We start from the raw sequence: 18,826 nt of genomic DNA, 5'->3' as shown, positions 1-18,826 counted from the left end.
GGACGTGGAACAGTGTGTCGGGGACCGCGGACGCGGGTGCGTGTGCCCGTGTCCCTACAGCCGGTTCATCAGCCGCGATCATGCGCGATCACGCCTCCTGGAGGGCCGCTCCTGGGCCTCGTCGGCCATCGAGGGTGCCCCCGGCGAATCGGCCGACGGCGACCGTGCCCTCGATATCTTCACGATACTCCGCGAGGCGTCAGGGAGGCGTTATCGCCGACGGCGCCCGCGCGCGGCGTTGCGCTGAGCGCCACGGCGGCCTCGCTCGTGTACATCAGGAAGGTCAGCGTCTCCTGGAAGTAGAGCCGGACGCTCGTGTCGTCGTGGGACAGATAGCCGATGGACACGTCCTGGCCGATGCGCAGTTCGAAGTCCCCGCCCCGCGTGGACAGCAGGAAGGCGCCGTCGATGGCGGGCGCCCAGATGATCTCGCCGTCCAGGACCCGGTCGATGTGCTTGTGGATCGGGTAGCCGTGGTCGGACGTCTCGTTGACCGCGGTGTAGGCGTCGGCGCTGAGCGCCAGGGTGTACGCGCCGCCAACGCCCGCCAGCCGCAGGGTGCTCACGGCCTGGCTGATGGCGTCCGGGTAGTCGCGCACCTCGGCCGGCAGGGCCAGTTCCGGGTGGGACGTGCTCCGACGGATGCCCGCGATACCGGCTTCCGGATACCCCTCGAACACCGCGCGGTCCTCGGCGAACGCGATCTTCCGGGCCGCGTCCTTCACCGGCTGCCAGTCCGCGTCCTTGGCCCCGCGCTCGACGTCGTCGACCTGACGGCGGTCGACCGTGAACGGCACGCGCAGCTCGACCACCGGCTGTGAGCGCCGCGTATGGGCGACGATTCCGCCGGCCGGCGGATCGATGGTCTCCAGATGGCCGGTGCCGACCGCCGCCGCCTCGGCGTCGAGCGGCTCGGGCAGGTCGACGATCCGGCGGCCGGCGACATGGCGCTTGAACGTGCGCCGTGCCTCCTCCTCCAGGTCGGCCCACGCGGCGTCGGAGATGGGCGCCAGTTCACGGTGCAGGTTCTTCATCGGGGGTGCTCCTCTTCAGGTTGCCGATCCCCAGTGAGTCGTCGTCCGCGGGCGCAGGCGTGACCTCGGGTGCCGCGCCGGCCGTATCCGCCGTGCGGGCCCCGGCCGTGGTCTCCGTACCCGGCGGATCGGGCAGGTTGTCGAGGAAGTCGGCGCTCGGCACGAAGAACAGCGTGCCGGTGACGGCGGTGGAGAAGTCCAGGATCCGGTCGTGGGTGGCCGGCGGGCTGCCGAGGAACATGTTCTCCAGCATCTGTTCGGTGACGGTGGGGGAACAGGCGTACCCGATGAAGTACGTGCCGAACTCGCCCCGCCCGGCGCTGCCGAAGGGCATGTTGTCGCGCAGGATCTGCCGCTGGGTGCCATCAGGGTTCGTGATCGTGTTCAGTGCGACATGAGAGTCGGCCGGTTTGACGGCGTCGTCCAGCTCGATGTCGGACAGCTTCGTACGGCCGATCACCTTCTCCTGCGCCTCGACCGGCAGGGCGTTCCACGCCGGCAGGTCGTGCAGGTATTTCTGTACGATCACATAGCTGCCGCCGGCGAACTCCGCGTCCTCGTCCCCGATCAGGACCGCCGCGCTCGCCGCCCGCCCGACCGGATTCTCCGTACCGTCCACGAAGCCGAGCAGATCGCGTACGTCGAAGTACTTGAACCCGTGCACCTCGTCGCGGACCGTGACGGACCCGCGCAGGCGGTCCATGATCTGGGTGGCCAGCCCGAAGCAGAGGTCCAGCCGCATCGCCCGGATGTGGAAGAGCAGGTCACCGGGCGTGGATACGGCGCGGTGCCGGGCGCCGGCCAGTTCGCGCAGCGGATGCAGCTCCGCCGGGCGCTCCCCGCCGAACAGGCGGTCCCAGGCCGGCGAGCCGATGCCCGCGACACAGCTCAGCTCCCCACGGGGCGCCCGGAACCCGACGGCCCGCTGGAGCCCCGACAGGTCGGACAGGAGGTCGCGCGCGATGGGCTCACCGCCCGGGTCGACCGTCACCACCAGGAAGATCGCGGCGCCCGTCAGCGGGCTCAGCACCGGCTGCGGGGTCACCTCGTGGGCGGGAGAGGCCATCGGCGCGCACCTCCTCGCTCGGCAGGCCCGGAGGCCGGCAGGGCTCGGACGCCCGCCGACGCGCTGGGTGCCCCCGGCCTCCTCCATTCTGCTGGGCGGCCGCCGGCCGCGCATCCGGTGGTATTACCAGGGGCGGCGCCCACACATACACTTGCCTCCGCCGGGAACCCGGTTGACCTGGGACAACGTGGTCCTGGAGCAGGTCGGGTCAGTAAGGAGCTCACGCAGTGTTCTATTACGTCCTCAAATACGTGCTGCTGGGGCCTCTGCTGCGGCTGCTGTTCCGGCCCCGGATCGAGGGGCTGGAACACATTCCCGCCGAGGGCGCGGCGATCGTCGCGGGAAATCATCTGTCGTTCTCCGATCACTTCCTGATGCCGGCGATCATCAAGCGGCGCATCACCTTTCTCGCGAAAGCCGAGTACTTCACCGGCCCCGGCATCAAGGGCCGGCTGACCGCATTCTTCTTCCGCGGTGCCGGGCAGATCCCGGTGGACCGGTCGGGGAAGGAGGCCGGGCGGGCGGCGATCCGGGAAGGGCTGGGGGTGCTCGCCAAGGACGAGCTGCTGGGGATCTATCCGGAGGGCACCCGCTCGCACGACGGCCGGCTCTACAAGGGCAAGGTCGGGGTCGCGGTGATGGCGATCAGGGCGCAGGTGCCGGTGGTGCCGTGCGCCATGGTCGGGACCTTCGAGATCCAGCCGCCGGGACAGGTCGTCCCGCGGATCAAGCGGGTCTCGATCCGCTTCGGCGAGCCGATGGAGTTCTCGCGCTACGCGGGTCTGGAGAACGAGAAGGCGGCGATCCGCGCGGTCACCGACGAGATCATGTACGCGATCCTCGAACTGTCCGGGCAGGAGTACGTCGACCGCTACGCGGCCGAGGTGAAGGCCGAACTGAAGCCCGAGCAGGCCAGGAAGTTCCCGAGGCTGCGCCGCTGAGAGCGGATCCGCCACCGGCGAAAGCCCCTGGGCGCGGCGTTCTCCGTACCTCTAGCGTCCCCCGTATGGCCAGGGGAAGAGCAGTGGTGATCGGCGCGACGGGACAGACGGGGCGGGTCGCGGTACAGGCGCTCGCCGAGGACGGCTGGGAGGTGTGCGCGGCCTCCCGGGGCGGCGCCAGGGACGAGCGCTGGCCCGGGGACGTACGGGCGGTACGGCTGGACCGGGAGGACGACGCGGCGCTGGCCGCGGTGGTGGGCGACGGCTGCGATGTGCTGGTGGACCTGGTGGCGTTCGGGCGGCCGCACGCACGGCAGTTGACCGGACTCGCCGACCGGATCGGTTCGGCGGTCGTCATCTCCAGCGGCGCGGTGTACGAGGACGAGCGGGGCCGTAGTTTCGACACGCAGGGCGAGCCGGACGGCGTTCCCCGCTATCCCATGCCGATCCCGGAGAGCCTGCGGACCGTGGCGCCCGGCGAGGCGACGTACGGCACGAGAAAGGTGCGGCTGGAGCGGGATCTGCTCGCGGCGGGCGACACCCTGCCGGTGACGCTGCTGCGGGCGGGCGCGATCCACGGGCCGTACTGCCGCTCACCGCGCGAGCTGTTCTTCGTCAAGCGGCTGCTGGACGGCCGCCGGCGGCGGGTGCTGGCGTACGGCGGCCGTAGCCGCTTTCATCCCGTCCATGTGTCCAACCTCGCCGAGCTGATCAGGCTGGCGGCGCTGCGTCCTGGCTCCCGGGTGCTCAACGCCGCGGATCCACAGGCACCGACCGTCGCGGAGATCGGTGAGGCGATCGACGCCGTGATGGGCCGGGAGAGCGAGACGGTGCTGGTGGACGGTCCCTCGCCGGAGGGAATCGTCGGCTCCACTCCCTGGGGACTGGAGCATCCCGTCGTCTACGACATGTCGGCCGCCGAGGGGCAGTTGGGCTACCGGCCTGTCACCGGCTACGCCGCGTCACTGCCGGAGACCGTCGGCTGGCTGACCGCCCAGCTGGACGGCCGGGACTGGAAGGACGCGTTCCCGGAGATGGCCAGGACGTACGGGCCCCACGGCGATCTCTTCGACTACGCGGCGGAGGACGCCTGGCTGGAGCGGGCCGGGCGGGGAACGGCGTAGCCAGGGCCCGAGACCTGCCGGTCGCCGGACCCAAGGAGGGGGCGACCGGACGGGCCGGTCGCCCCCTTGGAAACCCCTTGGTGCTCCCCCGCCTTACGGCTTGGGCGTGGCGTGCGGGGCGCACGTCACATCGCGGCTGTCCAGCGCGCCGGTCAGCAGGTAGGACTTCACCCGGTCGTTGACGCACGGGTTCACCAGGTTGGTGATGCCGTGCGAACCGGCGTCCTGCTCGGTGATCAGACGCGAGCCCTTGAGGCGCTTGTGCAGCTCGACAGCGCCCTCGTACGGCGTGGCGGCGTCACGCGTGGACTGCGTGATCAGCACCGGCGGCAGACCCTTGCCGGTCTTGACGTCGACCGGGGTCTGCTGCTTGACGCCCCAGGTGGCGCAGGGCAGGTTCATCCAGGCGTTGGACCACGTGAGGAACGGGTGGTCCTCGTGGAGCCGGGTGTTGTCCCGGTCCCACTTCTGCCAGCTGGTGGGCCACTGGGCGTCGGTGCACTCGACGGCCGTGTAGACCGCGTTGCCGTTCTCCGCGGACGCGTTGCCCTTGGTGTCGGACAGGTCCGGGGCCGCGGCGTCGACGAGCGCCTGGGTGTCACCGCCGAGGTACGCGCTCCAGATGCTGGCGACAGGCACCCAGCTGGAGTCGTAGTACGCGGCGCCCTGGAACAGCCCGAGCAGCTCGGCCGGTCCGACGACACCGCCGAACGGGCTCTTCTTGGCGGCGGCGCGGAGCGCGTCCCACTGCTGCCTGACCTTCTCGGGGGTGGTCCCGATGTGGAAGGTCGCGTCGTTCTGGGCGACCCACTTCATCCAGTCCTGGAACCGGCCCTCGAAGGCGACGTCCTGGTCCAGGTTGGCCTGGTACCAGATCTTCTCCTTCGACGGGTTGACCACGCTGTCGACGACCATGCGTCGCACATGCGTCGGGAAGAGCGTGGCGTAGACGGCGCCGAGGTAGGTGCCGTAGGAGACGCCCACGAAGTTCAGCTTCTTCTCACCGAGCCCGGCCCGGATGACATCCAGGTCGCGTGCGGTGTTGGGCGTCGTCATGTGCGGCAGCATCCAGCCGCTGCGCTCCTTGCAGCCGTCCGCGTACTCGGCCGCGAGCTTGCGCTGGGCGCGCTTGTCGGCCTCGCTGCCGGGGACCGGGTCCGCCTTCGGCGCCTTGACGAACTCCTGCGGGTCGATGCAGGAGATGGGGGCCGAACGGCCGACCCCGCGCGGGTCGAAGCCGACGAAGTCGTACGCCTTCGCGGCGTCGGCCCAGATGGCGTTCTTGGTGACGACGCGGCGCGGGAACGCCATGCCGGAACCGCCGGGACCACCGGGGTTGTAGAGCAGGGCGCCCTGGCGTTCGTCCGGGGTGCCGGTGTTGCCGATGCGGTCGACAGCGAGCTTGATCTGCCGGCCGTTGGGCTTCGTGTAGTCGAGCGGGACACTCACCCAGCCGCACTGGATGGGCTTTTCCAATGCCCAGTCGGCCGGACAGTCCTGCCAGTCGATGCCCTTCTTCGCGGCCCGTTCGGCCGCGACGGTGGCGCCGTACGCCGCGGAGTCGCCGTGGTGACGGCCGTCCGCGGTGGCCGCCGGAGCGGCTATCGCGCCCGCTATGAGCGTGCCCACGAGCAGAGTGCCGGCCGAGCCGAGCACTGCTGTACGTCTCAAGTGGAGCCTCCCCCTTGGTGATGCGCTGCCCGTGCAGCGCTGTTCGATGGTGCTCCTGGGGATCCTTACGCCTATGAGGCCACCGGGAACAGGCCGGATGACCATTTCTTTACCTAACCCATAACCGGTGACCGCGGTCCCGCTCAGCGGTACGCCTCTTCGGTCAACACCTCGTCCAGTACCCGCCGCAGCCGCAGAGCGTCCGGCGCGACGGCCGTGACCAGGACGGCCGGTCCGGCCAGCGGGGTGAGTACCGCGGTGTCGCCGAGCATCCGCGGCCGTGCCGGTTTGTCCTCGAACTCCGGTCCGGCGAGCAGGAGTTGACCCACGGCGCGGTGTCCGCCGAGAACCGCTCCGCCGTCCCAGCCGCCGGGCGCGCCGGGGCCGTACGCGAGCTCCTGGTCGAACAGGGGGCGCCCGGCCCGCCGGACGGTGAGCCGGGTGAAGAGGGTGCCGGGCAGCTCGCCGTGGCGGCCGAGGATCTGCTCCTCGCGGAGCACCAGGCGTCCGGTGGCGGCGAGTTCGACGCGCGTACTCATCCGCAGATCGCTGCCGTACGCCGAGATGAGCTGCTCCGGCAGCCAGCTCAGCTCGGCCTCCTCGCCGACGGTCAGCCGCACGTCGTAGCGGGCGGGTCCGGCCTCGCCTCCGGCCACGCGTCCGGGCAGGGCGACCGTGGCCGCCGCGGCGTCCACGGTCAGCCGGGCCCCGTCCCGTACCTCCGCCTCGATCGCGAGCCGGTCGCCGCCGAGCGGCGCGCTCATCGCGCCGACGACGGTGACCCGGCTCCCGGGACCGGTGGCGCGGGTACGGCGCACCGCGAGCGGTCCCTCGCCGGCCAGCACGGGCAGCCCGGCGCGGGTGGCGACGATACGGGCGGTGGCGTGGACGCTCACGCGGTCCAGGCGGCGAGCCGCGCGAGCACCCAGTCCGACACCGGCCGCACCCCCTCCTCGGCCTCCCCGGTCTTCAACGACATGAAGGCGACCGGGAGTTCGCCACGCTGTTCCTTGGCGTCGCGGGCCATCCGGCCGAGGTCGGAGCCGACGTACGGGGCGAGGTCCGTCTTGTTGATCACGAGCAGATCGGCGGTGGTGACGCCGGGGCCGCCCTTGCGCGGAATGTCGTCGCCGCCCGCCACATCGATGACGAAGATCTGCGCGTCGACCAGTCCCTTGGAGAAGGTGGCGGTGAGATTGTCCCCGCCGGACTCGACGAGGATCAGATCGAGCGGGCCGACCGCGTCCTCCAGATCCTCGACGGCTTCGAGGTTGGCGGAGATGTCGTCGCGGATCGCGGTGTGCGGGCAGGCGCCGGTCTCGACGGCCTGGATGCGCTCGGGCGGCAGGACGGCGTGACGGAGCAGGAATTCGGCGTCCTCGCGGGTGTAGATGTCGTTGGTGACGACGGCGAGGGACAGCCGGTCGCGCAGGGTGCGGCAGAGCGCGGCCACGGTCGCGGTCTTGCCGGAGCCGACAGGCCCGCCGAGGCCGATACGCAGGGCGCGCCGCCTGCCGTCGGGACGCACGGCGTCGGCGCTGACCGCGGCCGGGCCGGTGTGGGTGTGGTCGAGGTGCATGGGGCGGCTCCTGTCGGGGCGGTGCGAGGAGGGGTCCTGAAGACGGGGACGACGGGGACGGCCGGGACGACGGGCGGTGCGACGGGCGCGACGGGCACGACGGGGCTCACGAGGCGAACAGCCGTACCGGCCAGGCGGCATGCGCCTGCGCGGTGATGTCGAGCAGCGGGGCCGAGGCGGCGGGCAGCGCGTCGACGCCCTCGTACGCCGCCCGCGCGGCCCGCTCCGCGACCTGGTCCAGCTCGGGCGCGAGGCGGGCGAGAACGGCGGCGGCCTCGAAGGGGTCGAGGCTGAGGAGCCGTACGGCCGCGGTGGCGGGACCGCTGACCGTCTCGTACGCCGCACAGTGCGCGGCGTCCTCGGGGGTCAGTCCGGCGGAGCGGGCGACGAGACCGAGCACGACGGGCTGGTGCGCGCCGCGCGGCCGGGCCGCCGCGAGCGCGTCCAGTTCCTGGCCGGGCCAGGTGGCGCGGGCGGCGCGCATCAGCTGCCGGCCGAGCTTGCGCGCGGTCGCCCGCAGCGCGGGCGAGGGGGTACGGGCGTCCGCGGCCTCGTCCAGTTCCAGCGGGTCCAGGCCCCGGGCCGCGGCGGCGGCGAGCGCCGCCGCGGTGAGCCCGGTGGTGTGCAGCCTGCCCCGGCAGAAGGCGGCCAGGTCCCCGGCGTCGCGGATCCGCCCCGCCTTGACGGCCGCCTCCGCCCCGCCCGAGTGGGCGTGGCCTCCGGCGGGGAACCGGCCGTCGGCGAGGACGAGCAGCGCCGCGCGGCTCACCGGGGATCCCCCGGCAGTCCACGAGATGCCAGCAACGGGCTCGTCGGCAACGGGCTCATCAGAAGAGGAAGTAGCGCTGGGCCAGGGGAAGTTCGGCGGCGGGCGCGGGCTCGACCGGCTCCCCGTCGATCGTCACCGTGAACGTGTCACTGTCGACCTCGACGCGCGGCAGGGCGTCGTTCTCCCGCATGTCCGCCTTGGTGATCCGCCGGGTGTTCCGGATCGGCACGAACGCCTTGGCCAGGCCCAGGCGTTCGGGCAGCCCGTCCTCGATGGCCGCCTCCGCCACGAAGTTGAACGAGCTCGCCGCCGCGGCCCTGCCCAGGGCGCCGAACATCGGCCGCGGCAGGATCGGCTGCGGGGTCGGGATGGAGGCGTTGGCGTCGCCCATCTGCGCGTACGCGATCTGTCCGCCCTTGATGACGAGCTGCGGCTTGACGCCGAAGAAGGCCGGATCCCAGAGCACCAGGTCGGCGAGCTTGCCGGTCTCGACCGAGCCGATCTCCTGGTCGAGCCCTTGGGCGACGGCCGGGTTGACCGTGTATTTGGCGACATAGCGGCGGGCGCGGTGGTTGTCGGCGCGGCCGTCGCCGGGCAGGGCGCCGCGCCGCTTCTTCATCACGTGCGCGGTCTGCCAGGTCCGCATGATCACCTCACCGACACGGCCCATGGCCTGGGCGTCGGAGGAGATGATCGAGATGGCTCCGAGGTCGTGCAGGATGTCCTCGGCGGCGATGGTGGAGGGCCGGATCCGGGACTCCGCGAAGGCGAGGTCCTCGGGCACGGACGGGTTGAGGTGGTGACAGACCATCAGCATGTCGAGGTGTTCCTCGATGGTGTTGACGGTGTGCGGCCGGGTCGGATTGGTGGAGCTGGGCAGGACGTACGGCTCCGAGACGACGGTGATGATGTCCGGGGCGTGCCCGCCGCCCGCGCCCTCGGTGTGGTACGCGTGAATGGTGCGTCCCGCGATGGCGGCGAGGGTGTCCCCGACGAAGCCCGCCTCGTTCAGGGTGTCCGTGTGAATGGCGAGCTGGACGCCGGTCTCCTCGCAGACGCCCAGACAGGCGTCGATGACGGCGGGGGTGGCGCCCCAGTCTTCGTGGATCTTGAACCCGAGCGCCCCGCCGCGCAGTTGGGCGTGCATCGCGTCGCGCGACATGGTGTTGCCCTTGCCGAGCAGACCGATGTTGACGGGGAAGGTCTCCAATGCCTCGAACATCCGGGCGAGGTGCCATGCCCCGGGCGTGACGGTGGTGGCCTTCGTGCCCTCGGCCGGTCCCGTACCGCCGCCGACGAGGGTGGTGACGCCGGACGCGAGCGCCTGGTCGACGATGGTCGGCGAGATGAAGTGGACGTGCGCGTCGATCGCACCCGCGGTGAGGATCTTCCCGTTGCCCGCGATGACTTCGGTCTCGGGTCCGATGACCAGGTCGGGGTGGACGCCGTCCATGGTGTCGGGGTTGCCGGCCTTGCCGATCCCGGTGATCCGGCCGTCCCGTACGCCGATGTCGGCCTTGACGATGCCCCAGTGGTCGATGATGACGGCACCGGTGATCACGGTGTCGGGCGCGCCCTCGGCCCGGGTCGTACGGGACTGGCCCATCGACTCACGGATGACCTTGCCGCCGCCGAACACCGCCTCGTCGCCGGCGAGTCCGGGCCCGCCGGAGCGGTCCTCCTCGATCTCGACGAGCAGATCGGTGTCGGCGAGGCGGATCCGGTCGCCGGTGGTGGGGCCGAAGAGATCGGCGTACCCGGCGCGGGACAGCTCAGTCATCGAGGGGACCTCCGGTCTCTCCCCGCAGGCCCGGGACGACGCGCAGCCCGGCGAGGGGAACGAGTGCGATGCCGACGGGGACTCCGGGTTCGAAGCGCACGGCGGTGCCGGCGGCGATGTGCAGCCGCTTGCCGCGGGCGGCGGCGCGGTCGAAGTCCAGACCGGGGTTGGCCTCGGCGAAGTGATAGTGGGAGCCGACCTGGACCGGCCGGTCGGCGGTGTTGAGGACGGTCAGCCGGGTGACCTCGCGGCCCTCGTTGAGGGCTACGGGCTCGTCGGCGTAGAAGATCTCTCCGGGAATCATCGGCGGCGCTCCCCCGTCAGACGATCGGGTCGTGGACGGTGACGAGCTTGGTGCCGTCCGGGAAGGTGGCCTCCACCTGCACGTCGTGGATCATCTCGGGGATGCCTTCCATGACCTCGTCCCGGCCGAGCACCGTGCGTCCTGAGGCCATGAGTTCGGCGACGGTACGGCCGTCCCGTGCGCCTTCGAGGAGGTGCGAGGTGATCAGGGCGACCGCCTCGGGGTGGTTGAGCCGCAGTCCACGCGCCCTGCGCCTGGCCGCCACATCCGCGGCCACATGGATGAGCAGACGCTCCTGTTCGTGCGGGGTCAGTTGCACGCTTCCACCTCATCGTCTCCGGCCCGGTGAAGGACCGGGCGCAGCGCGAGCCTAGCCAGATTCAACACTCTGTTGAACTGTGATCGCCGATCTTCACAGTCAGGCATTGCACGGTATGGCGGAAGTTTTACCGGCGTGTAAACAAATCAGTCATACGGGGCGGCCTCCCGGCCGCGGCGTCACCTGCCGTGGCCGGGAGGCCGCTCACCCGTCTCCGGACCGCGACCCTCCGGGGCGCGGTGTTCCTGGCGGTGCTCCGGCCGGTGCTCCGGCCGGTGTTCGGCCGCGATGCCGAAGCGGCGCCGTTCGCCGGGAGCGGACGGCATGGAGCGGATCGCCGAGACCGAGCTGATCACCTGCTCCTCCTCCACCTCTCGCTCCTTCTCAAGTCGCTCCAGGTCAGCGGCCGAGACCAGCGCGACGAGCGGCTTCCCGTGACGGGTCACGACCACTCGCTCGCCGCCGTAGACGACGCGATTGATCAGATCGGCGAGTTCTGCCCGGGCTTGCGTCACCGGAATCTCGTAGGACATAGTCCCCATCATAACGGTCTGTACATCCTGTACATTTTTTACAGAGACCAGTGCATGAGGAGAGGTACGTCATGAACCGCCTTTCGGCCCGCTATGTCCTGCCCGAGTTCACCGAGCGGACGAGCAACGGAACCCGCACCCTCGATCCGTACTCCAAGCTCCTGGAGGAACGGATCATCTTCCTCGGCACCGCCGTCGACGACACCGCGGCCAACGATGTGATCGCGCAGTTCCTGCACCTCGAGTACGCCGCGCCCGACCAGGACATCTGTCTCTACATCAACTCCCCGGGCGGCTCGGTCAACGCCATGTCCGCGATCTACGACACGATGCAGATCGTCACCTGCGACGTGGAGACGACCTGCCTCGGCCAGGCGGCCTCGGCCGCGGCCGTGCTGCTGGCCGCCGGCGCCCCGGGCAAGCGGATGGCGCTGCCCGGCGCCCGGATCGTCCTCCAGCAGCCCGCCATCGAGGAGCCCGTCCAGGGCCAGCCGTCCGATCTGATGATCCACGCCGAGGAGATGCTGCGGCAGCGGGCCCTGCTCTCGTCGATGCTGGTGCGCCACACCGCGCAGAGCGCGGAGCGGATCGCCGAGGACATCGACCGGGACACGATCTTCGACGCGCCCGGTGCCAAGGCGTACGGCCTGGTCGATCACGTGGTCCAGAACCGCAAGACGTCCCTCGGCGGCCCCTTCAACCCGTCCGGCTCCTCCGGCAGGCGGTGACCGGTGACGCTGCCGCCCGAACTGCCGCCGCTGCCGGCACTGACCCGGGCCGAGGGCGATGTCGTCGACAGCTATCTCGGGATCATCGACCTGCTGGGCCGGATCAACCCGGCGCGCGGCGCGGACACCTACAGCGCGCTGCGCGCGGCCCAGGCCCTGCCCGCGCTGGCCGCCGAGCTCAGGGACGCCCTGACGGCGATGCACGCGCGGGGCGAGACCGAGCTGCACGCGTCGACCCTGGCGCGAGCGTTGAGGGTGCTGGACGGGGAGCGGCGGGCGGATCGGGTCACCATGCCGCCCGGACAACCGACTTGAGCGCGGGCGGCGCTCCCGTACGGACGCGTCCGTACGGGAAAAGCCCCCTCGTTCGGCGTATGAACTGCCTGGACAGGACGGGGGAATGAAGTTGCGCAAAGCGGCCGGACGCGCGACGCGTCGCCTTGCTCCCGTGCAGGTGGAGCCCTCATCAGACGCCATGGCCCTGACACGAAACGCCGCTCAGCCACCCATATGGGTCCAACGTGATGAGACTCACATATCGTCGTTTCGCCTCGGAAATCCACCTGTTGCTACGTCAAGATCCGTGGGACGACAAGCCCCCGCCACCACGACGGGGCGGTCCGGGCGGACGCTGAGTCCTGCCGCCGCGCCGGATGTCTGGTCGACACGAGTGGATCGGCAGGAGTGGAGGACCCGAGCGGTACGGGATGACCTGATACAAGGTCACCCCTAGGGGTTAAGTCGCTTAGGCGGCCGGGCATCTTCGCCTGTCCGAACCCGACAGGTCATCCTTCACAGGCGGCTGACGAAGGGTTGCGCATGACTGCGCAGACGTATGTCCCGTCTTTGCTCTCACGGGCCGGTGCGGTATCGGCCCTCACGATCGCGGCCGTCGGCGGCACCATGCTGGCGCCCGGTGCCACGGCCGAGGCACACGCCGCTCACGCGGCCATGGCTCTACGGATCGCCGCCTCGAAGCAGGGGGCGCCGTACCAGTACGGAGCCACCGGGCCGCACAGCTTCGACTGCTCGGGGCTGACGCTCTACTCGTACAAGAGAGTGGGTAAGCGGCTCCCCCGCACGGCTCAGCAACAATACAACAAGACCAGACATATCCCCCCCTCCGGCCGACACCGCGGGGACCTCGTGTTCTTCCATTACGGAAGCAACGTCTACCACGTCGGAATCTACGCGGGCCGCGGGAAGATCTGGCACTCGCCGAAGACCGGGGCCGTGGTGCGGCTGGAGCGGATCTGGACCCGCGGTGTCTGGTACGGCCGGGTGAACTGAGCGCGCGGGGGACGGCCCCGCACTCGGACGGGCGCTGACGGCGCGTCGGATCGCGCCGTCGGTTGCCCCCGGGGCCCCGGCCGGTCCTGGCCGGTCCGTGGCTCAGCCCTGGACGGGGGCCGTCCAGGGCAGGGTGATCCAGACCGTCTTGCCGCCCTCCGAGGTCGGTGTGACGGACAGCCGGCCGCCGCACTCGGCGGTCAGCGAACGGATGATGACCATCCCTCGGCCGTTGTCCTGCTGTACGGCCGCGGGGAGCCGCTGCGGCCAGCGCGGGTGGCTGTCGGTGACCCCGAGGCGCAGCTGTTCGTGACGCTCCAGCCGGATCTCCACGGTGAACGTGGGCGACTGGCCGAGGGTGTGCTGCACGGCGTTGGTGGCCAGTTCCGAGACGATCAGCCGGACCGTGTCGGCGGTCTCGGCCTCGCTCGGCAGCCCCCATTCGGTGAGCAGTTCCGCGACGTATCTTCGCGCCGCGGGCACCGACGCCGGATCGCTCGGCAGGGTGATGGATGCTTCCTGGTGATCTGCCATGGCGACGCTGTCCCTTTCCCGCCGGACCGGACTCCGGCACAGCACGGATGACTGTGCGGACGGCCTCGGACCGCGCTTCGCCGCCAGAGTGCCACTCATCGTGGCGTTCCCACGGCCGATCCACCGAGATCTGCATATATCTGTCGCTCGAAGCGGTGAACTCTGCGACGCGAGACCGTATCCGGGCGCCGGAAAGATACCTTCGTCGGTCATGCGGCATATTCCGGCGGTGCGCCGGCACAGGCTCGGGGACGAACTGCGCAGGCTGCGCCGGAGCGCGGGACTGACGAGCGGGGAGACGGCCCGGCTCCTCGGCTGGCACCAGTCGAAGGTGAGCCGGATCGAGACGGGCGTCAGCCGGGTGAAGGACACGGATCTGGCCGGGCTGCTCGACGCGTTGCGCATCGGCGACCCGCGGCTGCGGACGCTGCTCGGCGCCCTGGCGGGGACGGCGGGCGACGGGCCGGGGTGGTGGCAGGCGTACGGCGGGGTGATCCCGCCCGGCTATCGGGATTTCATCAGCCTGGAGTCGCAGGCCAGCGCGGCGCGCACGCTGGAGACGTCCGTGGTGCCGGGCCTCCTGCAGACACCCGGCTATGCCAGGGCCGTGACACGGGCCGCGCTGGAGGGTCTGCCGGCCGCGACGGTGGACGCCCTGGTCGATGTGCGGCTCGCGCGTCAGGAGGTGCTGCGGACCGCGACGCCGCTGGAGCTGCACGCCGTGCTCGACGAGGCGGTGCTGCGGCGGGAGGTCGGCGGGCGTGCGGTGATGCGGGAGCAGTTACGGCGACTGGCGGAGCTGGCCCGGCTCCCCCACGTACAGCTGCGGGTGTTGCCGTTCACCGCCGGCGGCTATGCCGGGCTCACCGGACCCTTCGTCGTCTTCTCTTTTCCGCACATTACCGATCTGGATTTGGTCGTTCTCGACCACTTGACGAATAGCCTCTATCTGGAGCGGAAGGAAGACCTGGAGGCGTACCGCTCGGCGTTCGACACGACGCAGGCGCATGCCCTCTCGTCCGAGGACTCATTGGATCTCATCGCCGGCATCGGTGACGGCGCGTAGGGAGCATCATGTCCGCTTACCTCGCACAGCCCCCTGCCCAGACTTCAGCCCCCACTCCCCCCACTCCCCCGCTCTCCGCCGGCCCGTGGCGGCGCAGCAGCCGCAGTACCGGGATGAACAACTGCGTGGAGACCGCCCGCACCGGCGCGGACGGACTCGCCGTACGGGACTCCAAGAACGTGACCCGCCCGCATCTGTCCTTCTCCACGGCCGCGTGGACGTCCTTCGTCTCCGCGTTCGGTGAGGAGGTGTTCGGGGCCTGAGAGCGGTCGCGTACGGACACTCAGCCGACGGCCGTGACCGCTTCCGCGGGCGCGGTCGCCGCGATCGTCCGCACCGCCGTGTCGATCTGCCGCTCTGTCAGATCGGCACGCGCGGTGAGCCGGATCCGGGAGATACCGTCCGGCACCGAGGGCGGACGGAAACAGCCCACGGCCAGACCCGCGGCGCGGCAGTCGGCGGCCCAGCGCACGGCCGCCTCCGGTGACGGCGCCTGTACGGACACCACGGCGGCGTCCGGCCGCACGGCGGTCAGCCCTTCCCCGGTCAGCCGCTGGTGCAGCGTTCTGGCGACCGCCCGTGCGCGGTCCGCCCGGGCGGGCTCCCGGCGCAGCAGCCGCAGACTCTCCAGGGCGCCGCCCACGGCTGCCGGGGCCAGACCGGTGTCGAAGATGAAGGTACGGGCGGCGTTGACCAGATGGTCGATGACCCGCGCAGGGCCGAGGACCGCGCCGCCCTGGCTGCCCAGGGACTTGGAGAGCGTCAGGGTGGCCACCACACCGTCCGCCCCCGCGAGGCCCGCCGCGTCCAGCGCGCCCCGGCCACCCTCGCCGAGCACGCCCAGACCGTGCGCGTCGTCCACGACCAGGGCCGCGCCCCCCGTACGGCAGACCTCGGCCAGCTCCCGCAGGGGCGCCGCGTCGCCGTCCACCGAGAACACCGCGTCGCTCACCACGAGGGCCCGCCGCCCGCCGTGCTCGTCGAGGGTCTTGCGTACGGCGTCGGGCGACGCGTGCGGTACGACCACGGTCTCGGCGCGCGAGAGCCGGCAGCCGTCCACGATCGAGGCGTGGTTGCCCGCGTCGGACACGAGCAGCGAGCCGCGCGCCGTCAGCGCGGTGAGGGCGGCGAGATTGGCGGCGTAACCGGAGGAGAGGACGAGCGCGGCCTCGAAGCCGCAGAAGGCGGCCAGTTCCCGTTCCAGTTCGGCGTGCAGGGCGGTGCTGCCGGTGACCAGCCGGGAGCCGGTGGCGCCCGCGCCCCAGCGGCGGGCGGCGTCCGCCGCGGCGCCGGTCACCGCGGGGTGGCGGGCGAGGCCCAGATAGTCGTTGCTCGCCAGATCCAGCAGGGCGGAGTCGGCCGGACGCGGCCGGAGCGTACGGACCAGACCCGCCCGCGCACGGCGCCGCGCCTCGTCGTCGGTCCACGCGAACGGATCGTCGTGCCGGTCGGGGGAATCCCGCTGATCCTGCTCCATGGGTCCGGTCCTTTTGTAGGCAGCGCACAGACCCTAACCGGGGCGCGACCGGGTCAGGGTGTGGCCATGCACACACCTCGATCCGCCGGTGTTGTCGGGTTCCTCCTTGGCCGCGGGGCTCCCGGTAAGCCAGGATCGGCACTATGGATCTGCTGAAGACGCTGGTGGAGAAGGGCCTGCGGCGCGAGCTGCCGACCCGCGAAGAAGCCCTCGCCGTACTGGCGACCTCCGACGACGATCTGCTCGACGTGGTGGCCGCGGCCGGGAAGGTGCGCCGTCAGTGGTTCGGGCGGCGGGTGAAGCTCAACTATCTGGTCAACCTCAAGTCCGGTCTGTGTCCCGAGGACTGCTCGTACTGCTCGCAGCGGCTCGGTTCCACGGCGGGGATCCTCAAGTACACCTGGCTGAAGCCCGACGAGGCGTCGAAGGCCGCGGCCGCCGGAGTGGCCGGCGGGGCGAAGCGGGTCTGTCTGGTCGCGAGCGGCCGCGGTCCCACGGACCGGGATGTCGACCGGGTGTCGCAGACCATCGAGGCGATCAAGGAGCAGAACGAGGGCGTCGAGGTGTGCGCCTGCCTCGGGCTGCTCTCCAACGGACAGGCGGAGCGGCTGCGGGCCGCGGGCGCCGACGCGTACAACCACAACCTCAACACGTCCGAGGGGACGTACGGGGACATCACCACCACGCACACCTACGCCGACCGGGTGGAGACGGTGCAGCAGGCCCAGGCGGCGGGCCTCTCCGCCTGCTCCGGGCTGATCGCCGGCATGGGTGAGAGCGACGCGGACCTGGTGGATGTGGTCTTCTCGCTGCGCGAGCTGGACCCGGACTCGGTGCCGGTCAACTTCCTGATCCCCTTCGAGGGGACGCCGCTCGCCAAGGAGTGGAACCTCACCCCGCAGCGCTGCCTGCGCATCCTGGCGATGACGCGGTTCGTCTGCCCGGACGTGGAGGTCAGGCTCGCGGGCGGACGCGAGGTGCATCTGCGCACGATGCAGCCGCTCGCGCTGCACCTGGTCAACTCGATCTTCCTCGGCGACTACCTCACCAGCGAGGGCCAGGAGGGCAGGGCGGACCTGGAGATGATCGCGGACGCGGGCTTCGAGGTGGAGGGCGCGGACACGACGACGCTGCCCGAGCACCGCGCCGGCGGCTGCGCTCCGTGTGGCGGAGGGGAGGCCGCACCGGCCGCCGCCGATGCCGGGACCGCGAGCGTCGGGGCCGCCGCCGAGGCGGTCGCCCCGGCCCGTACGGACCTGGTGGCGGTACGCCGCCGTGGCGCCGGTACCGACCTGGCGCCCAATGCCTGAGCTTGCCCCGGGTGACCTGCTGGCCCTGGACCGGGCCCATGTCTGGCATCCGTACGGTCCCATGCCGGGCCGCGCCGAACCGCTGGTCGTGGAGTCCGCGTCCGGGGTGCGGCTGCGGCTCGCCGAACCCGCCCACGGGCAGCGCGAGTTGGTCGACGGGATGTCGTCCTGGTGGTCGGCGATCCATGGCTACAACCACCCGGTGCTCAACGAGGCGGCGCGTGGCCAGCTGGACCGGATGAGCCATGTGATGTTCGGCGGGCTCACCCACGAGCCGGCCGTACGGCTCGCGGCCACGCTCGTCGACATCACTCCTGAGCCGCTGCGCCATGTCTTCCTCGCCGACTCGGGTTCGGTGTCGGTCGAGGTCGCGGTGAAGATGTGCCTCCAGTACTGGCGCTCGGTGGGACGGCCCGCGAAGCAGCGGCTGCTGACCTGGCGGGGCGGCTACCACGGCGACACCTGGCAGCCGATGTCGGTGTGCGACCCCGACGGCGGGATGCACGATCTGTGGTCGGGGGTGCTGCCGCGCCAGATCTTCGCGGACGCGCCGCCGGACGCGTTCGAGGAGCCGTACGCGGACGGGCTGCGCGAGCTGATCGCCCGGCACGCGGACGAACTCGCCGCGGTCATCGTCGAGCCGGTGGTGCAGGGCGCGGGCGGGATGCGCTTCCACTCCCCCGGCTATCTGCGGGTCCTGCGGGACGCGTGCGACGAGCACGACGTGCTGCTGATCCTCGACGAGATCGCGACCGGCTTCGGCCGTACGGGCACGCTCTTCGCCGCCGAGCAGGGCGGCATCTCACCCGATGTGATGTGTGTCGGCAAGGCGCTGACCGGCGGCTATCTCACCATGGCCGCCACGCTGTGCACCGCACGGGTGGCCGAGGGCATCTCGCGCGGCGATGTCCCGGTGCTGGCGCACGGACCGACCTTCATGGGCAATCCGCTCGCCTCCGCGGTCGCCAACGCCTCGATCGGGCTGCTGCTGGGCCAGGACTGGGAGCGCGAGGTCAAACGGATCGGGACCGGTCTGCGCGACGGGCTCGCGGAGACGGCGTCCCTGCCCGGCGTACGGGACGTACGGGTGCTGGGCGCCATCGGGGTCGTCCAGCTGGACCACGAGGTGGACATGGCCGCCGCGACCCGGGCAGCGGTGCGCGAGGGCGTCTGGCTGCGGCCGTTCCGCGATCTGGTGTACACGATGCCGCCGTATGTGACGGGTGACGAGGATGTCGCCAGGATCTGCCGCGCGGTGGCCGCGGCGGCCTCGGCGTCCGCGGCGGCACGGAAGGGCTGAC

21 protein-coding genes and 1 riboswitch are annotated in these 18,826 nt (G+C 71.2%); of the genes, 9 read left to right on the top strand and 12 right to left on the bottom strand.

Annotation, left to right across the window (positions count from 1 at the left end; all coding sequences use genetic code 11):
- Positions 1-179 precede the first annotated feature (179 nt).
- A complete protein-coding gene (locus ACZ6MZ_RS28450; protein ID WP_384180605.1) occupies positions 180-1,034 on the bottom strand; it encodes a family 1 encapsulin nanocompartment shell protein in 855 nt (284 codons plus the stop codon).
- Positions 1,015-2,100, bottom strand: a complete 1,086-nt coding sequence (locus ACZ6MZ_RS28445; RefSeq protein ID WP_469355180.1) for a Dyp-type peroxidase — start codon at positions 2,098-2,100, stop codon at positions 1,015-1,017. Before ACZ6MZ_RS28445 ends, ACZ6MZ_RS28450 begins: the two co-directional genes overlap by 20 nt.
- A 227-nt stretch (positions 2,101-2,327) precedes the next feature.
- On the opposite strand from ACZ6MZ_RS28445, the gene ACZ6MZ_RS28440 reads away from it, so the two are divergent.
- Together ACZ6MZ_RS28440 and ACZ6MZ_RS28435 are read left to right on the top strand one after the other, a co-directional pair.
- The gene (locus tag ACZ6MZ_RS28440) at positions 2,328-3,041 is read left to right on the top strand and encodes a lysophospholipid acyltransferase family protein (protein ID WP_384180609.1); all 714 of its coding nucleotides are present in this window, start codon (positions 2,328-2,330) and stop codon (positions 3,039-3,041) included.
- A 65-nt stretch (positions 3,042-3,106) separates the two neighbouring features.
- Positions 3,107-4,165 (top strand): NAD-dependent epimerase/dehydratase family protein, encoded by a 1,059-nt coding sequence (locus tag ACZ6MZ_RS28435; RefSeq protein WP_469355178.1) that lies wholly within the window; start codon positions 3,107-3,109, stop codon positions 4,163-4,165.
- A gap of 93 nt (positions 4,166-4,258) precedes the next feature.
- Here the strand turns inward: ACZ6MZ_RS28435 and ACZ6MZ_RS28430 are convergent, their stop codons facing one another.
- The 8 genes from ACZ6MZ_RS28430 to ACZ6MZ_RS28395 form a co-directional block, all read right to left on the bottom strand.
- The gene (locus ACZ6MZ_RS28430) at positions 4,259-5,821 is read right to left on the bottom strand and encodes an alpha/beta hydrolase (RefSeq protein ID WP_389790929.1); all 1,563 of its coding nucleotides are present in this window, start codon (positions 5,819-5,821) and stop codon (positions 4,259-4,261) included.
- Between the two features lie 158 nt (positions 5,822-5,979).
- Complete coding sequence (locus ACZ6MZ_RS28425) at positions 5,980-6,732, bottom strand: urease accessory protein UreD (RefSeq protein WP_389790924.1); 753 nt, start codon at positions 6,730-6,732, stop codon at positions 5,980-5,982.
- Complete coding sequence (ureG, locus tag ACZ6MZ_RS28420; protein WP_384180617.1) at positions 6,729-7,415, bottom strand: urease accessory protein UreG; 687 nt, start codon at positions 7,413-7,415, stop codon at positions 6,729-6,731. Before ureG ends, ACZ6MZ_RS28425 begins: the two co-directional genes overlap by 4 nt.
- 106 nt (positions 7,416-7,521) lie before the next feature.
- Positions 7,522-8,184: an urease accessory protein UreF gene (locus ACZ6MZ_RS28415; protein ID WP_389790926.1), complete on the bottom strand. Its 663-nt coding sequence runs from the start codon at positions 8,182-8,184 to the stop codon at positions 7,522-7,524.
- A 58-nt stretch (positions 8,185-8,242) separates the two neighbouring features.
- Positions 8,243-9,964 carry an urease subunit alpha gene (locus ACZ6MZ_RS28410; RefSeq protein WP_469355176.1) on the bottom strand — a complete coding sequence of 574 codons (1,722 nt, stop codon included), beginning with the start codon at positions 9,962-9,964 and terminating at the stop codon, positions 8,243-8,245.
- Positions 9,957-10,268, bottom strand: a complete 312-nt coding sequence (locus ACZ6MZ_RS28405) for an urease subunit beta (protein WP_384180623.1) — start codon at positions 10,266-10,268, stop codon at positions 9,957-9,959. The genes ACZ6MZ_RS28410 and ACZ6MZ_RS28405 overlap by 8 nt, the downstream gene beginning before the upstream one ends.
- A 16-nt stretch (positions 10,269-10,284) precedes the next feature.
- Entirely contained in the window at positions 10,285-10,587 is a 303-nt protein-coding gene (locus ACZ6MZ_RS28400; protein WP_384180625.1) for an urease subunit gamma, read from the bottom strand.
- Between the two features lie 179 nt (positions 10,588-10,766).
- Positions 10,767-11,120, bottom strand: coding sequence for a type II toxin-antitoxin system Phd/YefM family antitoxin (locus ACZ6MZ_RS28395; protein WP_469355174.1), 354 nt, complete (start codon positions 11,118-11,120; stop codon positions 10,767-10,769).
- A gap of 71 nt (positions 11,121-11,191) precedes the next feature.
- Between ACZ6MZ_RS28395 and ACZ6MZ_RS28390 the strand changes: the two genes are divergently transcribed.
- The 3 genes from ACZ6MZ_RS28390 (at position 11,192) to ACZ6MZ_RS28380 (ending at position 13,138) form a co-directional block, all read left to right on the top strand.
- Positions 11,192-11,848 (top strand): ATP-dependent Clp protease proteolytic subunit, encoded by a 657-nt coding sequence (locus ACZ6MZ_RS28390; protein ID WP_386878908.1) that lies wholly within the window; start codon positions 11,192-11,194, stop codon positions 11,846-11,848.
- Positions 11,849-11,857: 9 nt separating this feature from the next.
- Complete coding sequence (locus ACZ6MZ_RS28385) at positions 11,858-12,163, top strand: hypothetical protein (protein ID WP_384180880.1); 306 nt, start codon at positions 11,858-11,860, stop codon at positions 12,161-12,163.
- A gap of 322 nt (positions 12,164-12,485) precedes the next feature.
- Positions 12,486-12,664, top strand: a riboswitch (cyclic di-AMP (ydaO/yuaA leader).
- 3 nt (positions 12,665-12,667) lie between these two features.
- Positions 12,668-13,138, top strand: coding sequence for a C40 family peptidase (locus ACZ6MZ_RS28380; protein WP_389790959.1), 471 nt, complete (start codon positions 12,668-12,670; stop codon positions 13,136-13,138).
- Between the two features lie 102 nt (positions 13,139-13,240).
- Here the strand turns inward: ACZ6MZ_RS28380 and ACZ6MZ_RS28375 are convergent, their stop codons facing one another.
- The gene (locus ACZ6MZ_RS28375; protein ID WP_389790958.1) at positions 13,241-13,672 is read right to left on the bottom strand and encodes an ATP-binding protein; all 432 of its coding nucleotides are present in this window, start codon (positions 13,670-13,672) and stop codon (positions 13,241-13,243) included.
- Between the two features lie 211 nt (positions 13,673-13,883).
- Here ACZ6MZ_RS28375 and ACZ6MZ_RS28370 point away from each other — a divergent pair, with 211 nt between their 5' ends.
- Both ACZ6MZ_RS28370 and ACZ6MZ_RS28365 read left to right on the top strand, forming a co-directional pair.
- Positions 13,884-14,738, top strand: a complete 855-nt coding sequence (locus ACZ6MZ_RS28370; protein WP_469355172.1) for a helix-turn-helix domain-containing protein — start codon at positions 13,884-13,886, stop codon at positions 14,736-14,738.
- Between the two features lie 8 nt (positions 14,739-14,746).
- Positions 14,747-15,001 carry a DUF397 domain-containing protein gene (locus ACZ6MZ_RS28365; RefSeq protein WP_389790956.1) on the top strand — a complete coding sequence of 85 codons (255 nt, stop codon included), beginning with the start codon at positions 14,747-14,749 and terminating at the stop codon, positions 14,999-15,001.
- Positions 15,002-15,021: 20 nt separating this feature from the next.
- Here the strand turns inward: ACZ6MZ_RS28365 and ACZ6MZ_RS28360 are convergent, their stop codons facing one another.
- The gene (locus ACZ6MZ_RS28360; protein ID WP_469355170.1) at positions 15,022-16,215 is read right to left on the bottom strand and encodes an 8-amino-7-oxononanoate synthase; all 1,194 of its coding nucleotides are present in this window, start codon (positions 16,213-16,215) and stop codon (positions 15,022-15,024) included.
- Positions 16,216-16,358: 143 nt separating this feature from the next.
- On the opposite strand from ACZ6MZ_RS28360, the gene bioB reads away from it, so the two are divergent.
- The gene (bioB, locus tag ACZ6MZ_RS28355; protein WP_469355169.1) at positions 16,359-17,525 is read left to right on the top strand and encodes a biotin synthase BioB; all 1,167 of its coding nucleotides are present in this window, start codon (positions 16,359-16,361) and stop codon (positions 17,523-17,525) included.
- Positions 17,518-18,825, top strand: coding sequence for an adenosylmethionine--8-amino-7-oxononanoate transaminase (locus ACZ6MZ_RS28350; RefSeq protein WP_469355167.1), 1,308 nt, complete (start codon positions 17,518-17,520; stop codon positions 18,823-18,825). The genes bioB and ACZ6MZ_RS28350 overlap by 8 nt, the downstream gene beginning before the upstream one ends.
- Position 18,826: the final 1 nt, after the last annotated feature.

This window comes from Streptomyces sp. NPDC042201, assembly GCF_055582185.1.
Note: the sequence above shows the minus strand (reverse complement) of the source record. Positions and strands in the feature narration are given on the sequence as shown.

Coding starts and splice junctions, on each gene's coding strand:
- ACZ6MZ_RS28450 (WP_384180605.1), bottom strand. CDS start 1,034: ATGAAGAACCTGCACCGTGAACTGGCGCCCATCTCCGACGCCGCGTGG.
- ACZ6MZ_RS28445 (WP_469355180.1), bottom strand. CDS start 2,100: ATGGCCTCTCCCGCCCACGAGGTGACCCCGCAGCCGGTGCTGAGCCCG.
- ACZ6MZ_RS28435 (WP_469355178.1), top strand. CDS start 3,107: ATGGCCAGGGGAAGAGCAGTGGTGATCGGCGCGACGGGACAGACGGGG.
- ureG (WP_384180617.1), bottom strand. CDS start 7,415: ATGCACCTCGACCACACCCACACCGGCCCGGCCGCGGTCAGCGCCGAC.
- ACZ6MZ_RS28410 (WP_469355176.1), bottom strand. CDS start 9,964: ATGACTGAGCTGTCCCGCGCCGGGTACGCCGATCTCTTCGGCCCCACC.
- ACZ6MZ_RS28405 (WP_384180623.1), bottom strand. CDS start 10,268: ATGATTCCCGGAGAGATCTTCTACGCCGACGAGCCCGTAGCCCTCAAC.
- ACZ6MZ_RS28395 (WP_469355174.1), bottom strand. CDS start 11,120: ATGTCCTACGAGATTCCGGTGACGCAAGCCCGGGCAGAACTCGCCGAT.
- ACZ6MZ_RS28390 (WP_386878908.1), top strand. CDS start 11,192: ATGAACCGCCTTTCGGCCCGCTATGTCCTGCCCGAGTTCACCGAGCGG.
- ACZ6MZ_RS28380 (WP_389790959.1), top strand. CDS start 12,668: ATGACTGCGCAGACGTATGTCCCGTCTTTGCTCTCACGGGCCGGTGCG.
- ACZ6MZ_RS28375 (WP_389790958.1), bottom strand. CDS start 13,672: ATGGCAGATCACCAGGAAGCATCCATCACCCTGCCGAGCGATCCGGCG.
- ACZ6MZ_RS28370 (WP_469355172.1), top strand. CDS start 13,884: ATGCGGCATATTCCGGCGGTGCGCCGGCACAGGCTCGGGGACGAACTG.
- ACZ6MZ_RS28365 (WP_389790956.1), top strand. CDS start 14,747: ATGTCCGCTTACCTCGCACAGCCCCCTGCCCAGACTTCAGCCCCCACT.
- ACZ6MZ_RS28360 (WP_469355170.1), bottom strand. CDS start 16,215: ATGGAGCAGGATCAGCGGGATTCCCCCGACCGGCACGACGATCCGTTC.
- bioB (WP_469355169.1), top strand. CDS start 16,359: ATGGATCTGCTGAAGACGCTGGTGGAGAAGGGCCTGCGGCGCGAGCTG.
- ACZ6MZ_RS28350 (WP_469355167.1), top strand. CDS start 17,518: ATGCCTGAGCTTGCCCCGGGTGACCTGCTGGCCCTGGACCGGGCCCAT.